Annotated in this window: 16 protein-coding genes; all 16 read left to right on the plus strand. The window is 64.9% G+C overall.

Translation table 11 applies throughout. From position 1 onward, the window contains the following. The 16 genes from RPS27_RS01045 to RPS27_RS01120 all read left to right on the plus strand — a co-directional run bounded on the left by RPS27_RS01045 (position 1) and on the right by RPS27_RS01120 (position 13519). Positions 1–1041: a flagellar motor switch protein FliG gene (locus tag RPS27_RS01045; RefSeq protein ID WP_194404185.1), complete on the plus strand. Its 1041-nt coding sequence runs from the start codon at positions 1–3 to the stop codon at positions 1039–1041. A gap of 13 nt (positions 1042–1054) precedes the next feature. Next, positions 1055–2140: a flagellar biosynthesis protein FlhB gene (gene flhB / locus RPS27_RS01050; RefSeq protein ID WP_211416089.1), complete on the plus strand. Its 1086-nt coding sequence runs from the start codon at positions 1055–1057 to the stop codon at positions 2138–2140. Positions 2141–2204: 64 nt separating this feature from the next. Further along, positions 2205–2606 carry a flagellar basal body rod protein FlgB gene (gene flgB, locus RPS27_RS01055; protein ID WP_194404183.1) on the plus strand — a complete coding sequence of 134 codons (402 nt, stop codon included), beginning with the start codon at positions 2205–2207 and terminating at the stop codon, positions 2604–2606. An 11-nt stretch (positions 2607–2617) separates the two neighbouring features. Next, on the plus strand, positions 2618–3034 hold the full coding sequence (gene flgC / locus RPS27_RS01060) for a flagellar basal body rod protein FlgC (RefSeq protein ID WP_100174722.1): 417 nt from the start codon (positions 2618–2620) through the stop codon (positions 3032–3034). Between the two features lie 2 nt (positions 3035–3036). Further along, entirely contained in the window at positions 3037–3366 is a 330-nt protein-coding gene (locus RPS27_RS01065; protein WP_211416090.1) for a flagellar hook-basal body complex protein FliE, read from the plus strand. Between the two features lie 19 nt (positions 3367–3385). After that, positions 3386–4174 carry a flagellar basal-body rod protein FlgG gene (flgG, locus tag RPS27_RS01070; RefSeq protein ID WP_063201481.1) on the plus strand — a complete coding sequence of 263 codons (789 nt, stop codon included), beginning with the start codon at positions 3386–3388 and terminating at the stop codon, positions 4172–4174. Between the two features lie 37 nt (positions 4175–4211). Next, positions 4212–4664, plus strand: coding sequence for a flagellar basal body P-ring formation chaperone FlgA (flgA, locus tag RPS27_RS01075; protein ID WP_249131890.1), 453 nt, complete (start codon positions 4212–4214; stop codon positions 4662–4664). Beyond that, positions 4661–5791, plus strand: a complete 1131-nt coding sequence (gene flgI, locus RPS27_RS01080) for a flagellar basal body P-ring protein FlgI (protein ID WP_211416092.1) — start codon at positions 4661–4663, stop codon at positions 5789–5791. Before flgA ends, flgI begins: the two co-directional genes overlap by 4 nt. 67 nt (positions 5792–5858) lie before the next feature. Continuing rightward, positions 5859–6623, plus strand: coding sequence for a MotE family protein (locus tag RPS27_RS01085; RefSeq protein WP_211416093.1), 765 nt, complete (start codon positions 5859–5861; stop codon positions 6621–6623). 12 nt (positions 6624–6635) lie between these two features. Beyond that, positions 6636–7331 carry a flagellar basal body L-ring protein FlgH gene (flgH, locus tag RPS27_RS01090; protein ID WP_211416605.1) on the plus strand — a complete coding sequence of 232 codons (696 nt, stop codon included), beginning with the start codon at positions 6636–6638 and terminating at the stop codon, positions 7329–7331. 42 nt (positions 7332–7373) lie between these two features. Continuing rightward, entirely contained in the window at positions 7374–7817 is a 444-nt protein-coding gene (locus tag RPS27_RS01095) for a flagellar basal body-associated FliL family protein (protein ID WP_212067305.1), read from the plus strand. Then, positions 7814–8554, plus strand: a complete 741-nt coding sequence (gene fliP, locus RPS27_RS01100) for a flagellar type III secretion system pore protein FliP (RefSeq protein ID WP_212067304.1) — start codon at positions 7814–7816, stop codon at positions 8552–8554. The genes RPS27_RS01095 and fliP overlap by 4 nt, the downstream gene beginning before the upstream one ends. 265 nt (positions 8555–8819) lie before the next feature. Continuing rightward, entirely contained in the window at positions 8820–9725 is a 906-nt protein-coding gene (locus RPS27_RS01105; RefSeq protein WP_194404176.1) for a flagellin, read from the plus strand. 265 nt (positions 9726–9990) lie between these two features. Further along, a complete protein-coding gene (locus RPS27_RS01110; RefSeq protein WP_194404175.1) occupies positions 9991–10902 on the plus strand; it encodes a flagellin in 912 nt (303 codons plus the stop codon). A gap of 302 nt (positions 10903–11204) precedes the next feature. Next, on the plus strand, positions 11205–12830 hold the full coding sequence (gene fliF / locus RPS27_RS01115; RefSeq protein ID WP_212067303.1) for a flagellar basal-body MS-ring/collar protein FliF: 1626 nt from the start codon (positions 11205–11207) through the stop codon (positions 12828–12830). Continuing rightward, a complete protein-coding gene (locus RPS27_RS01120; RefSeq protein WP_212067302.1) occupies positions 12827–13519 on the plus strand; it encodes a hypothetical protein in 693 nt (230 codons plus the stop codon). Before fliF ends, RPS27_RS01120 begins: the two co-directional genes overlap by 4 nt. Position 13520 lies beyond the last annotated feature (1 nt).

A 13520-nucleotide genomic window follows, 5' to 3' on the forward strand; every position in this document is an offset into this window, starting at 1 on the left:
ATGGCGGCACAGGTCGGCATCGCTCCCATCAAGCAGCGAGGCGTTGCCGCGCTGGGCGGAACGGAAAAGGTCGCGGCGCTCCTGCTGGCAATGGGCCGGCAGGCGGCCGCGAGCGTGCTCGCGCAATTCGAGCCCCAGGACATTCGCATCGTCACCAAGGCCGCGGCCGAATTGCGGCCGATCACGGCGCAGGAGCTCGAATCCATCGTCGAGGAGTTCGCGCAGCAATTCTCGATGGGCGCGAACATTCTCGGCACCCTCGGCGGTCTGGAGGCCGTGCTCGGCGACGTGCTTCCCGCCGACCAGGTGTCGGCGATCATGTCGGACCTGCTCGGCAATTCGAGCCGGTCGGTGTGGGATCGCGTCTCGTCGGTGTCGGAAAATTCGCTTGCGACCTATCTCTCCAAGGAGCATCCGCAGACCGCGGCGCTGATCCTGTCCAAGGTCAAGCCGTCTTGCGCCGCCAAGGTGATGAGCCAGCTGCCGTCGAGCCTGCGCAACGAGCTGATGCGGCGCGTGCTCAGCCTCAAGCCGATCGTCGACGACGCGATGAAAGTGCTCGAGAAGACGCTGCACGAAGACCTGACGCTCAATTTCGCCCGCAATCTCGGCGCCGACACCTATGCCCGCGTCGCCGACATCATCAACAAGATGGAGCGCGGCCATATCGAGGACATGCTCAAGAGTCTGTCGGAGAAGCGGCCGAAATCGGCGGAAGTGCTGAAGGAGCTGCTGTTCACCTTCGACGACGTGACCAACCTGACGCCGAAGGCGCGCACCATGATCTTCGACCAGGTGCCGACCGATCGCATCGTCATCGCGCTGAAGGGCACCGACAAGCACTTCCGCGAGCTGATCCTGTCCTCGGTCGCCTCGCGCGTCCGTCGTGTCGTCGAGCACGAGCTCGCCATCGGCGAGCCCTCGAACCAGCGCGACGTGCTGGAGGCGCGGCGCGTGATCACCGATCTCGCGCTCGAGCTCGCGGAGAAGGGCGAAATCGAGCTCAACCCCGAGCAGGAGGATGAGCTGGTCTTCCGCTGACCGCTGAACGGACATGGCAGAATCATCCGATCAGGAGAGCAAGACAGAAGAGCCGACCGAGAAGAAAGTCCGTGATGCGCTCGAACAGGGCAAGATCCCGGTCTCTCGGGAGGCTTCCATTTTCGCCTCGATGGCCGCGCTGATGGTCATCATGGCGTTCCTGATCGGTCAGGGCGTGCAGCAATTGACGCCGACCTTGACGAGCCTGCTGGACGATCCCGAAGGCTTCCCGCTCGCAACCGGCGCGGACGCGCAGAACCTGCTCACCGTGGTCGGCCTGCAGGCGCTGCGTTTCCTGGTGCCGCTGGTCGTCATCCTCATGGTGTTCGGGCTCGCGGCCTCGCTGCTGCAGAACGCGCCGCGCTTCGTGCTGGAGCGCATCAAGCCGGAATTGTCGCGCATCTCCCCGGTCAGCGGCTGGAGCCGGCTGTTCGGAACGCGTGGCCTCGTCGAGTTCGGCAAGTCGCTGTTCAAGCTGACCGCAGTGACCTCCGTGGTCGTCTTCGTGCTGCGCTCGTCGGAAGCGAAGGCGTTCGAGGCGATGTACACCGATCCGGTCGCGCTGCCGGAGATGATCCTCAACATCGCGATGCGGATCGTCTCGGCGATCTGCATCGCGACCATCGTGCTGGTCGCGATCGACCTTGCCTGGGCGCGCTTCCACTGGCGGCGCGAGCTGCGCATGACCAAGCAGGAGATCAAGGACGAGCACAAGCAGGCCGAGGGCGATCCGCTGGTCAAGGCCCGCCTGCGCTCGCTGGCGCGCGACCGCTCGCGGCAGCGCATGATCGCCTCCGCCGCGCGAGCGACCCTGGTGATCGCGAATCCAACGCATTTTGCGATCGCGCTTCGCTACAACCGCGAGGAAAATCCCGCGCCGCTCGTGGTGGCCAAGGGCATGGACGTGATCGCGCTGAAGATCCGCGAGGTCGCCGAACAGAACCGGATTCCCGTCATCGAGAACAGGGCGCTGGCGCGCGCGCTCTACGAGGCGGTCCAGGTCGATCAGGTGATTCCGGCGGAGTTCTTCCGCCCAGTCGCCGAGATCATCTACTTCCTGCAGTCGAAGCAGACGCCGCGCACCGAGAAGGTCCAGTAGAATTCCGAGGACGACGTCCGGCCCAACAGCTTGACGAAAGCTTAACGCCCTAGGCTCCTCTCGAATGGACCAGAACGGGGCTGTCGTGGGACCGCTTTATCTCTTCGAACTCGCATCGTCGCAGGCGCGCTACCTCGAGCTTCGCCAGTCGACCATCGCCACCAACGTCGCCAACGCCAACACGCCGGGCTTTCGCGCGCGCGACGTCGAGCCCTTCAACAAGGTGCTCGACGGCATGCCGGTGAGGCTCGCCACGACGTCGCCCTCGCACCTGCAATTGTCCGCGGCCGAGACCGACACGCGCGCAACCGCGAAGAAGGACAGCTGGGAAGTGGTCCATTCCGGCAACTCCGTCAGCCTCGAGCAGGAAATGATCAAGGGCAGCGACGTCAACCGCGACTATTCGATGAACTCGGCGATCGTGCGGTCGTTCCACCGCATGGTCCTGGCCGGTGCGAAGGCCTGAGGTGAACTGACATGCTGGACTCACTGAGCGCCTCCCTCACGGTCGCGAGCTCCGGGCTCGAAGCGCAATCGACGCGCATGCGCATCGTCTCGGAAAATCTCGCGAACGCGACCTCGACGGGACGCACCGCCGGCGCTGATCCCTATCAGCGCAAGACGATCACCTTCGATGCCGCGATGGACCGCGCCTCGGGCTCGCAGCTCGCGAAGGTCAAGGAGATCGGCGTCGACACCACGCCGTACCGCGTCGAGTACGATCCCGGGCATCCCGCCGCCGACAAGGCCGGCTACGTCAAGCTGCCGAACGTCAACATGATGATCGAGATGGCCGACATGCGGGAAGTCAACCGGTCCTATGAAGCCAATCTCCAGGTCGTGAAACAGGTCAGGTCGATGCTCGGCATGACCATCGACCTCCTAAGGAGCTGACAATGCTTGAGGCGATTTCATCCACGGCGATCTCCGCAGGACAGGCGGCGTCGCGCGCGACCGAGACGCAGGCGATCTCGCCTGCGGCGACGACGGCAGTCCAGTCCACGGACGATGTCGGCTTCGAGTCTGTGATGAAGCAGGTGACGAGCGATGCGATCGGGACGCTGAAGGCGGGCGAAGCCGCGTCGATCTCGGCGATGCAGGGCAAGGAATCGACGCGGCGCGTCGTCGAGGCGCTGATGTCGGCGGAGCAGGCCCTGCAGACGGCGGTCGCGGTTCGCGACAAGGTCGTGCAGGCCTATCAAGAAGTCGTCCGGATGTCGATTTGATCTGAAGGAGTAGGTTCAAGTGAAATCGCTCGCCATTGCGGCCACGGGCATGAATGCCCAGCAGACCAACATCGAAGTCATCGCGAACAACATCGCCAACATCAACTCGACGTCGTACAAGCGGGCGCGGGCGGAATTCACCGATTTGTTCTACCAGATGGACCGCATGCAGGGCGTGGCCAACGTCAACGGCTCCTCGCCGATTCCGGAAGGCGCCAATCTCGGCCTCGGGGTCAAGTCGGCGGCGATCCGCAAGCTCCACATCCAGGGCGCGCTGACGCAGACCGGAAATCCCTACGACATGGCGATCAACGGCCGCGGCTGGTTTCAGGTGCTCGGTCCCAACAACGAGGTGCAGTACACCCGCGCGGGCTCGTTCAATACAAATGCCAACGGCCAGCTCGTCACGATCGACGGCTACCTCCTGGACCCCGCGATCACGGTGCCGCAGGGAACCGTCGAGGTCACGGTCAACGCCACCGGGCAGGTGTTTGCCAAGCTCGACACGGAAGTGAACCCGCGGCAGATCGGCCAGCTCAACCTCGCCAACTTCGCCAACGAAGCCGGCCTCGAGCCGCTCGGCGGCAATCTCTACAAGGAGACCACGGCGTCGGGCACGCCGGTCGTCGGTCTTCCCGGCGATTCCGGATACGGCAAGATCAACCAGAAATATCTCGAAGCTTCGAACGTCGATCCGGTCAAGGAAATCACCGAGTTGATCTCGGCGCAGCGCGCCTACGAAATGAACGCCAAGGTCATCCAGGCCTCGGATGAAATGGCCCAAACGGTTTCGAAGGGCATGCGCTAGTTCCGGTGTTGCGATGGTGAACAGGGTGGGCCTGATCATGCGCGGGTTGGCCGCCGTGCTGCTGATTCTGGCCTCGGGTCGCCTCGCCATGGCCGAGGAGAAGCGGCTTCCCGTGCCGGCGGTTGCGATCCGCGCCGGCGAGCTGATTCGCGACGACATGATCACCGAGCGCGCCTTCGCATCGGGCCTGCTCGGCGTTGCCATGTTCATCGAGGGGCGCCAGGTCCTGGTCGGCCGGATGGCGCGGCGTGCGCTGCTGCCGGGCCAGCCCATTCCCAGCAATGCGGTGGAAGATCCCTGGACCGTCGCGCGCGGCGCCATGGTCAAGGTGGTGGTGGAGGACAGCGGACTGTCCATCGTCACCTACGGCTCGGCGATGCAGTCGGGCGCGGCGGGCGCGCTCATTCCGGTGCGCAATACCGATACCGGCGTGATCATCAAAGGCGTCGTCCAGCCGGACGGTACCGTCAAGGTCGCGGACGGCTCATGACCCGGCTCCTGCTTGCGCTCGTCCTGCTGCTTTCCGCCGCCAGCGCTCATGCCGCCGTCCGCATCAAGGACATCGCGGACATCAAGGGTCTGCGCGAAAACCAGATCGTCGGCTATGGCCTCGTCATCGGCCTCAATGGCACCGGCGATACGCTTCGCAACGCTCCGTTCACCGAGCAGTCCCTGCAATCGATGCTCGAAAACATGGGCATCAATGTCAGGAACGAGACCACGAGCACCAACAATCCGCCCCGACCGACGACGCTGCGCACGCGCAACGTCGCGGCCGTGATGGTGACTGCGGACCTCACGCCCTCGATCGGGCCCGGCGAGCGCATGGACGTCACGGTGTCCTCGCTCGGCGATGCCACGTCGCTGCTCGGCGGTACGCTGGTCATGACGTCGCTGCGCGCGGCGGACGGCGCCGTCTATGCGGTGGCGCAGGGCGCGATCGTGGTCGCCGGCTACAGCGTCGGAGGCCAGGCGCAGAACGTCAGCCAGGGCACCCCGACCGCCGGACGCATCCCGAACGGTGCGCTGGTCGAGCGCGAGGTGAAGGGAAGTCTCCACGAGATGGAGTACCTGGTGCTGCAGCTGAAGAACCCTGACTTCGTCACCGCAACGCGCATCCTCGACGCCATCAACCGCTTCGCCGGCGGACGCTACCGCGCGCAGATCGCCTTCGAGCGTGACTACCGTACCATCGTGCTGTCGAAGCCGCGCCACATCGGCCCGGTCCGGTTCCTTGCCGAGATCGGTGAGCTGACGGTCGAGCCGGACACGCCGGCACGGGTGGTGATCAACGAGCGCACCGGCACGGTGGTGATCGGGCGCGACGTGCGAATATCGACCGTTGCCGTGACGCACGGCAATCTGACGGTCCGTGTCACGGAGATGCCCGTGGTGTCGCAGCCGGCGCCGTTCTCGCGGGGCCAGACGGTGGTCGTCCCGCAGACCGTGGTCGAGGCCAACGAGGCGGGATCGCAGGTGGCGATCCTCAGTGGGGTCGATCTGCAGCGCCTGGTGCGCGGGCTGAACCAGATCGGCCTGAAACCATCCGGCATCATCGCGATCCTTCAGGCGATCAAGACCGCCGGCGCGCTCCAGGCCGACGTCATCGTGCAATGATGCATAAGCGTCGTGCAAGCTTGGTCGCTCAATGCTCAGGTCTGAAGCGAGAATCGCACGCGGCCCGATGCTGACGCTGGATCACAAAGCCAAACTCCTCTTGATCGTGGCATCGATGCTCGCGAGCATCTCGCCGGTGCTCGCCCTGGACGAGGCCAAGCCTTCGAAGCCACTCAACCTGCTTTCCTTCGCGCGCGCCCGCGCGCCCGGACCGCAGAAGCCGCAGCCGGTCACGGCGGTGCCGGGCGACAATGCGTCGATGCGGGCGACCGCATGGGCGGCCGAGGATTCGGGACCTTCAACCACCGGTGCGGTGCCCGAGACGCCTGCGCCGGCGGCAGCGCCCGCACCCACGCCCGCACGCCCGGCCAAGCCCGCCAGTGTCACGGCCCCGCCGAAGCCCGCACTGCCGCAGGCCGCGCCGTCCGCGGACAACGAAGTCGCCCTGTTCTGCAGCAACGTTGCCGATCCCGCCGTCGATGCGAGGCTGGCTTGGCAGCTCAAGGAGCTGGAGAAAGCCGAGAGCCTGCTGCGCGAGCGGATCGCCGAGGTCGAGGCCAAGCGCGCCGAATATGAAAAGTGGATGGCGCTGCGTGACGACTTCCTGAAGAAGGCCGAAGCGAGCGTCGTCGAGATCTATTCGCGCATGAAGCCCGACGCCGCGGCGACCCAGATTGCCGGCATGGCGGACGAGACCGCCGCCGCCGTGCTCGCCAAGCTCAGTCCGAGGAGCTCGAGCGCGATCTTCAACGAGATGGAGACGGCGCGCGCGGCGCACCTCGCTGACCTCTTGGGCGGAATGCGTCGCGTGGACGACGGAAAGACCAAATAGATGAAGAAGCCGATCCGCATCCTCCCGCTGATCCTGGCGTCCGTGCTCCTGGCCGGATGCTTGCATGATCCGTCCGAGGTCCTGAACGGCCCGCAGATGTCCCCGGTCGGCAGCGGCCTCCGGACCCAGGCCGATCCGATCCCGGTGACGCCGCGCATGCGCACGCCCGTCAGCTATCGCTCGACCTGGGACGACGGCACCGATCTCTACCGCGATCCCCGCGCCCGGCGCACCGGCGACGTCGTGACGGTGATCATCTCGATGCAGGACAAGGCCAAGCTCGACAACAAGACCGGCCGCTCGCGCGATTCGCAGGTCAAGTTCGGGCTCGACTGGCTGATGGACGTCGCGGGATGGCAGGACAAGGGCTCGACAAGCGCCAATCTCAACACCAACACCCAGATCAAGGGTAACGGCCAGATCGACCGTACCGAGGACATCAAGCTCTCGATCGCCGCCATCGTCACCGACGTGTTGCCGAACGGCAATATGATGATCAGCGGCTCGCAGGAGTTTCGCGTCAACACGGAGATGCGCGTGCTCAATGTCGGCGGCATCGTGCGTCCGCGCGACATATCGCGCACCAACACGATCTCCTATGAAAAGATCGCCGAGGCCCGCGTGTCCTACGGCGGTCGCGGAAATCTCTCGGACGTGCAGCAGCCTGGATGGGGACACCGGATCTATGACGCCGTGGCACCATTCTGAAGTTCGCGCCGGCCTGGCCGTGTCGCGAGGGCAGGGGACGTCATGCGCCTGATCGCGGTTATCGTGGTGCTGACCCTGGTCGCGATCGGCGCGGGAGCGCTGGCCGGCCTGCATTTGTTTGCGACCGCCGAGCGCGTCGCCGACGCGAAGAAGGGCGCGACCCCGCCGCCGCTGGCGTCGAGCTACGCCGGCAGCGCGCGCTTGCGGAAATTGTCGCCGATCGTGACCAACTTGGCCGCGCCGGCCAATAATTGGGCTCGCATCGAGGCCTCCATGGTGACCGAGAGCATGAGCGACGAGGACGCCGGCATCCTGGCCGCCCACATCAGCGAAGACATCGTCACCTACTTGCGGTCCGCCTCGGTGGCGCAGTTCGAGGGATCGCGCGGGCTTCAGCATCTGCGCGACGACCTGACCGAGCGCGCCGCCATCCGCTCGTCGGGCAAGGTCCGCGAATTGATCATTGAGACGTTGGTGATCCAGTGAGAGTGAAAGTCCTGCTGCTCGCCTTGATCATGGTCGTGCTGCCCGAAGTGGCGTTCGCCCAGATTCCGGACCTCAACTCGCTGCTGCCGCCCGGAAACGGCTCGACCAGCGGCCGGATCATCCAGCTGATGGCCCTGATCACGGTGCTGTCGGTGGCGCCGGGACTGCTCATCATGGTGACGAGCTTCACGCGATTTGCGGTGGCGCTGTCGTTCCTGCGCGCGGGGCTCGGCCTGCAGACCACGCCGGCCAATCTGGTCATGATCAGCCTCGCGCTGTTCATGACCTTCTACGTGATGGCGCCGACCTTCGACCGCGCCTGGGAGACCGGCGTCCAGCCGCTGATGAAGAACGAGATCTCGGAAGAGCAGGCCTATCTGAAGATCACGGATCCGTTCCGCGAGTTCATGCTGGCCCACGTCCGGGACAAGGATCTGCAGACCTTCGAGTCGCTCGCCGCGGAGAGCTTCCGCAAGAAGTTCGACGACAAGCGGGTCGATCTGCGCGTCATCATCCCGGCCTTCATGATCTCGGAGCTGAGGCGTTCGTTCGAAATCGGATTCCTCATCATCCTGCCGTTCCTCGTGATCGACATGATCGTGGCGACGCTGACCATGTCGATGGGCATGATGATGATGCCGCCGACGATCCTCGCGCTGCCGTTCAAGATGCTGTTCTTCGTGTTGATCGACGGCTGGAACCTGCTCGCCTCCGGGCTGGTGCGCTCGTTCTCGTAAGGGGCGGTGGCCGCGTGGCGCCCCGTCATGGTTAGCGGAAAGTACCGCGTTATGGTTAGCGGTGGGTAATATTAACCATCTGATATTGCTGAAGAATTCAAGCCGATCTTAATCCGCAGGCAAGATTTCGCGTGCTAGCAATGCGTCACGGCGGGTTGGACCCCACCCACAGCAGTCCAAAGGCATGATGCCGCCCCTCCGTACCGGTGCAAGTCCGGTATGTCCCCTGATGAAAATGTAACGCGTACATAAAGGGACATTCGCAATGTCAAGCCTGCTCACGAACTCGTCCGCCATGACCGCGCTCCAGACCCTGCGGTCTGTCAGCTCGCAACTCTCCACCACGCAGAGCCGGATCTCCACCGGTCAGCGCGTGGCCACGGCCGCGGACAACGCCGCCTACTGGTCGATCGCGACATCGATGCGCGCCGACAACGCCGCGCTCTCCGCCGTCTCCGACTCGCTCGGTCTGTCGGCCGCGACCGTCGACACCGAGTACACCGCTCTGAACAAGGTGCTCGGCGACAGCAACTCCGGCCTGACCAAGCTCCAGTCGCTGCTGGTCGAAGCAAAGACCGCCGGTATCGACCGCAGCAAGATCCAGTCGGAAATCACCCAGATCCAGCAGGACATGAAGAACGTCGCCAGCGCGGCGACCTTCAACGGCGTCAACTGGCTGAGCACAAATGCCTCCACGCCGACCACCGTCAACCTGGTGTCGTCGTTCTCGCGCGTCGGCTCCACGCCGACCACCAGCTCGATCACCGTGACCGTCGCCAACTACTCGCTCTACACCGCGAGCACGAGCGGCATCCTCGACACGGTGAGCGGCAGCGCGTCGGTCAACACCCTCAACATCGGTGCGCTGACCGACTCGGCCGCTGACCAGACGATTCTCGATGGCTACATCGCGCAGGTCACCGCGGCGATCGGCACGGTGTCCTCGGGCGCTGCCAACCTCGGCGCCATCAAGAACCGCATCTCGAACAACTCGGAGTTCGTGAAGTCGCTGATGGACTCGGTTGATCGCGGTATCGGCCAGCTCGTCGACGCCGACATGAACCAGGAGTCCACCCGTCTGGCGGCTCTCCAGGTCCAGCAGCAGCTCGGCGTTCAGGCGCTCTCGATCGCCAACAACAACAGCCAGAGCATCCTGTCGCTGTTCCGCTAAGTCTTAGATAGTCCGGGAGGGCCGCGCTTCTCGCGAAGCGCGGCCCTTTCGTTTGACGCGGCGCCGTGCGCCGCGATTTCGGCTGCGCTGTTGCCGCAGGATCACAGCGCCACAAGCCCCGCACAAGCTTCGCTGGCTAGTCTGGCCGTTACGACGGGTTGGGTTCATGCGCATTTCCGCAGACCCAAAGGCATGATGCCGCCCTGTCGTACCGGTGCAAGCCCGGTATGTCCCCATTCAATCTGTTTTCAAAGGGACATCAAAGATGGCTTCCAGCCTGCTTACCAACTCCGCCGCAATGACTGCGCTCCAGACCCTCCGGAATGTCAGCGCCAGCCTGCAGACCACCGAAAACCGCATCTCCACCGGTCAGCGCGTCTCGACCGCTTCGGACAACTCGGCCTATTGGTCGATCGCGACCTCGATGCGCGCCGACAACGCCGCGCTCTCTGCCGTCTCCGACTCGCTCGGTCTGTCGGCCGCGACCGTCGACACCGAGTACACCGCTCTGAACAAGGTCATCGGCGACCAGAACTCCGGCCTGACCAAGCTGCAGGCGCTGCTGGTCGAAGCCAAGACCGCCGGCATCGACCGCACCAAGATCCAGGCTGAAATCACCCAGATCCAGCAGGACATGAAGAACGTCGCCAACGCGGCGACCTTCAACGGCGTCAATTGGCTCAGCACCAACGCATCCACCCCCACGACGGTCAACCTGGTGTCGTCGTTCTCGCGCGTCGGCGGCACGCCGACGATCAACACCATCACGGTGACGGTTGCCAACTACTCGCTCTACACGGCGTCCACGAGCGGCATCCTCGACACGGTGACCGGCAGCGCGTCGGTCAACACCATCGGCATCGGTTCGCTGACCGACTCGGCAGCCGACCAGACCATCCTCGACGGCTACATCGCGCAGGTCACCACCGCGATCAACACGGTCAGCCAGTCGGCCGCCAACCTCGGTGCCATCAAGAACCGCATCTCGAACAACACGGAATTCGTGAAGTCGCTGATGGACTCGGTGGATCGTGGTATCGGCCAGCTCGTCGACGCCGACATGAACGCGGAATCGACCCGCCTCCAGGCGCTGCAGACCCAGCAGCAGCTCGGCGTTCAGGCGCTCTCGATCGCCAACCAGAACAGCCAGAGCATCCTGTCGCTGTTCCGCGGCTAAGCGGCGCTTCCGAAAACGGCCGTGCTCCCTAAGGGGAGCACGGTCCCCGCCGTGACCGGCGGATGCGGCGGCACATGACGTGCCTGCAATCGACCCCGATGCCAGATCTCATACGGCCCGCCGCAACCGATCGCACGATGATGCGCCCGGAGCGTTCGCGCGCTTCCGGAAAGCCGGCGTCTCCAGGTTTCTTGTAAAATTGCAACGCCGTGCCTGCGAACTGACACAATGCTGTCCTCGCGCAACCTTCAGACAAGGTTGGCAGCGGAGTGTCCTCACCGTTCGCATTGGTACGAGGTCATATGCTCAGTCGTGCGCAGATACAGCAACTGCTCAATAATCTGCTGGAGCTTGGGCCGCGACGCCTGATGGCCTTGGGATTGATCGGCTTTGCCGTTCTCGTCACCGTCGTCGGCGGCGCGTATTATCTCAGCCGTCCCGAGTTCGAAACGCTCTATACCGGCCTCACCCGCGAGGACGTGACGCGCATGGGCGCGGCGCTGCGCGAGCAGAACATCACGTTCGACGTCAATACGGCCGGCGACGCGCTCTCGGTGCGCCCGAGCCAGACCATGCAGGCGCGGATGCTGCTGGCCGAGAAGGGGCTGCCGACCAGCGCCAATTCCGGCTACGAGCTGTTCGACAAGATCGGCTCGCTCGGCCTCACCTCGTTCATGCAGGAGGTCACCAAGCTCCGGGCGCTGGAAGGCGAGATCGCGCGCACGGTGCAGCTGATGAAGGGCGTCAAGGCGGCGCGGGTGCATATCGTGATGCCGGTCCGCGGTTCGTTCCGCGCGACGCAGCAGCCGCCTTCGGCCTCGGTCGTGCTGCGCACCGACGGCGCGATCGAGGCGCGCACGGCGCAGTCGATCCGTCATCTCGTCGCCGCCGCGATTCCCGGCATGAGCCGCGACAAGGTGACGGTGCTGGATGCCGACGGCTCGATGCTGCTCGCCGAGGAGGACGAGGCGAGCGCCGCCCCGACCAAAATGGCGAGCCTGCAGAAGACGGTCGGCGGCATGGTGCAGGAGAACATCCGCAAGGCGCTGACGCCGTATCTCGGCCTCGACAATTTCGAGGTCAGCGTCGCCCCGCAGCTCTCCACCGACAAGAAGCAGATCAACGAGACCGTCTACGATCCCGAGAGTCGCGCCGAGCGTTCGGTGCGCAACGTGCGCGAGAAGGAATCGTCGCAGAACGCCGACCGTTCGACCCCGACGACGGTGCAGCAGAACCTTCCCGATCAGCAGGTGAACGCCGGCGGCGGCAAGAACTCCAGCGAGGACAAGACCCGCCGCGAGGACGTCACCAATTTCGAAGTCTCGTCCAAGACCACGACGACGGTGAGCGACGGCTACGCCGTGAAGAAGCTGTTCATCGCCGTCCTTGTCAACCGCGCGCGGCTGGTCGCCGATCTCGGCGACAAGACCAACCAGGCCATCGTCGACAGCAAGCTCGCCGAGATCAGCCAGCTCGCGGCGACGGCTGGCGGACTGGACAAGACGCGCGGCGACCAGATCCAGGTGACGGCCGTCGACTTCATCGAGGGCTCGCGCGAACTGGCGCCGGTGCCTCCGATCAGCTTCGTCGAGATGATCAACAAGCAGCTTGGCAGCGTCATCAACGCGGTGACGATCCTGGCCGTTGCGTCGATGCTGGTCTGGTTCGGATTGCGGCCGGCGGTCAACGGCATCCTGACCCATCGCGCCGAGCAGGAGCAGGTGGAGGCGGCCGAGGCCGCCGAGCTCGAAGCGTCTGCCGCCCTCGCGCTGGCCGAAAGTCAGGACTCCGAGCTCAACCTTGTCGAGGACCTCGAAGGCAAGATGCAGCGTACGCCGCAGAAGCGGCTGGAGCAGATCGTTCGGCTCGATCAGGCGCAGGCGGCAGCGATCCTTAAAGACTGGATGCGACGCGAGGAGGCGGCATGAACGCGGCAATCGGAAAGTTCCTGACGCAGTTCGACGCGAACGGCCGGGCCAAGTCACCACCGGCTCCGCCGCCCAGGGTCCAGGACCTGCTGACCCGGCCGAAGGAGGTGGTGCGCGAACCTCAGCCGCAACTTCAGGCTCAGCCGCAGCCGTTGCCACACTCGCCGCCTCCGGCGCCGAAGGCCGAGGCTCCCCCTACCAATCTGCTGGACGACGCCTACCGCCGCGGTCTTGCGGCCGGGGTTGCGGAAGGCGACGCCAAGCTCGCCGAAGAGCGCGTCCGCAGCGCGATCCGGCTCGGCGAGGAGCGCGCCAAATGGTCCGACCAGCAGGCGGTCGCCATCGTCGGCGGCTTCGAGGCGGCCTGCCGGGAGATCGAGACCAACATCGCGAGCTCCGTCGCGCGGATCTTGCTGCCGTTCCTCGCCGACGCGGTCCGCGACAAGGCGATCGGATCGTTGGTCGAGCAGATTGCGGCGCTGACCGGCAACTCGTCGGCGCCGGCGTTCAAGGTCACCGGTCCGAGCGAACTGCTCGACCTCGTGAAGACGCAGCTCGAAACGTCCAGGCGGATCGGTATCGAGTACGAGACGGCGGAGGCGCTCGAGGTTCGTGTCGTTGCGGACCAGACCGTGATCGAGACGCAGATCTCGGCCTGGAGCGAACGCCTTAAGGAAGCGCGCCGGTAAT

The organism is Bradyrhizobium sp. WYCCWR 12699, from assembly GCF_032144035.1.
Classification (GTDB): domain Bacteria; phylum Pseudomonadota; class Alphaproteobacteria; order Rhizobiales; family Xanthobacteraceae; genus Bradyrhizobium.